Here is a 1,268-nt window from a genome sequence, read left to right as displayed (position 1 = left end):
CGGGGCGGCGGGCGCCAGCGCCGGTGAATATATCGCGCAGCAGCTGTATCCGGGCGTGGATAAGAGTAAGCTGTCGGAGGAGCAGAAGCAGAGCATCAGCGCCCTGAGCACCCTGGCCGCCGGGCTCGCGGGCGGGCTTGCCAGCGACAGTAGCGCGGGCGCCCTCTCCGGCGCGCAGGCCGGGAAGAATGCGGTTGAGAATAATGCGCTGGGTGACAGCGAGGAGCCGCTGATACACATTTATCCGGTAAATCCGCTGGCGAAACTTGGCATTGTGGATGAACATGGGCACAAGGTGCCCGGCGGTGGCGGCGGGTTAATCAGAGCGGCCAGACCCGGTAAAGCTAAACTTAATCAAGAAGCGAACTAGGGAAATAAAACGTCCGGGGCTGAGAATACAGCAACTTATCCTAAGCTCAAAAACGATCTGGCACAGCAGAACCTGAACAATATCGCGAAGCAGGATCCGAGACTGAATGCGGTAGTTAAGGGTGATAATGGGAAACTTAATTACGGCGTCGGCTCAGGTACTAAAGCAGAAGCTGACAGGTTAGGTAAAATCTGGGTCGGTGATGGGGCAAGGCCACTTAGTGATGGTTCGGGATTAAAGAGTGCTGATGGAACGCGTGTTTATCGTTATCCTGCACCCAAAAGGAACAGTCCACATGCAACAACGGGTATTCAAGCTAACTTTGAAACTCTCAAAATAGATCCGATTACGGGTGATAAAACTAAAATTGGCAATGGACACTTAAACATACAGTAGGGAATGAGCATGAAAGCGATGCTAAAAAGCATTTCAAATGATGATTATGACTTGAATAAATATCATCCAGGTGATGAGTCCGTATTCTCTCTTCGATTACTCATACGTATTGGTACTGATGATAACGATGGTATGGATAATTTTGATCTCAATGTCTGTACCCCCGAATGGCTCTGCAAGCACCACTGGCTGCCGGAGCTGATGCGTCACACGCTGCTGGTGCGCAAATACGATCTGGATGAAATAACGAAAACCATCACCGATTATATCGATCAGTGCGAAGGTAAAGACTGGATGGAGATAGCACATAAGCTCTCCCGTGTCTTTGCCTGGGAATATGAAGACTATCAGGCATAAGCACAACAATCCCAACCCTGATCCTACCCACGTAATGTGGACACGCCCTAAGCGAGGATTTGGTTTTCGAACTGTTCCGGGCTGATACCACCGCAGGCACTGTGGCGACGCCAGCGATTGTAATCACACTCGATATAATTGAACA

3 protein-coding genes are annotated in these 1,268 nt (G+C 50.4%); 2 read left to right on the top strand and 1 reads right to left on the bottom strand.

Annotated elements, in window-relative coordinates:
• Positions 1 to 370 (top strand): VENN motif pre-toxin domain-containing protein (locus tag BTJ39_RS24470; protein ID WP_196239599.1); only part of this gene is annotated, 370 nt, incomplete at its 5' end.
• Between the two features lie 405 nt (positions 371 to 775).
• Positions 776 to 1,123, top strand: a complete 348-nt coding sequence (locus BTJ39_RS24225; RefSeq protein ID WP_078005199.1) for an immunity 8 family protein — start codon at positions 776 to 778, stop codon at positions 1,121 to 1,123.
• A gap of 47 nt (positions 1,124 to 1,170) precedes the next feature.
• Here the strand turns inward: BTJ39_RS24225 and BTJ39_RS24220 are convergent.
• The coding region (locus tag BTJ39_RS24220; protein ID WP_139356339.1) for an IS3 family transposase at positions 1,171 to 1,268 on the bottom strand (98 nt) is incomplete at its 5' end.

Origin of the sequence: Izhakiella australiensis (assembly GCF_002006995.1) — a bacterium.
GTDB classification, from domain to species: Bacteria; Pseudomonadota; Gammaproteobacteria; order Enterobacterales; family Enterobacteriaceae; genus Izhakiella; species Izhakiella australiensis.
The sequence above is the reverse complement of the archived record's forward strand: the minus strand, read 5'-3'. Positions and strand labels throughout refer to the sequence as shown.

Coding starts and splice junctions, on each gene's coding strand:
- BTJ39_RS24225 (WP_078005199.1), top strand. CDS start 776: ATGAAAGCGATGCTAAAAAGCATTTCAAATGATGATTATGACTTGAAT.